This window comes from Agrobacterium sp. MCAB5 (assembly GCF_052114365.1).
Lineage (GTDB): Bacteria > Pseudomonadota > Alphaproteobacteria > Rhizobiales > Rhizobiaceae > Agrobacterium > Agrobacterium tumefaciens.
In genome coordinates, this window is sequence record NZ_JBFREP010000317.1 from 1 (window position 1) to 400 (window position 400).

The 400-nt window shown below is 60.5% G+C and carries 1 pseudogene; it reads right to left on the minus strand.

What is annotated here, in order from left to right:
• A pseudogene (locus AB4Z23_RS28805) lies at positions 1 to 285 on the minus strand (invasion associated locus B family protein); the annotation flags it as partial.
• Positions 286 to 400: the final 115 nt, after the last annotated feature.

Consider the following 400-nt stretch of genomic DNA (forward strand, 5'->3'; position numbering starts at 1 on the left):
GCTGAAAACCATGTTGCCGGCAAGATCGACAATCACCTGGCTGACATTGCAGATCATCTGCTTTGTCTGCCGGTTCTCGTCGCAAACCAGTGTCCAGTTCCCAAAAGGCGTGGTTGTGCGACGGTACTGGCCGAGAGGAACACCCTCTGGGACGTTCACTTCGGACGGCTTGACGTGGAAACCGGGACCCGCTGGCGATATCTCCTGTCCGACAGCGGGCGGGCTGCCAGACAGGAGCAGGCAAGCCGCTATCATTCGGGCGGTGGTTACGGCTCGCCTAAGCATGGGCACCTCAATTGAGCGTAAAGCTTAAGCCAGCGCCGACGCCCCAATGGCCATCGGTCACGGTGCCGGACAAGTTACTGCGCACACGGCCGTCCTCGCTTGTGTAGCCCGCACC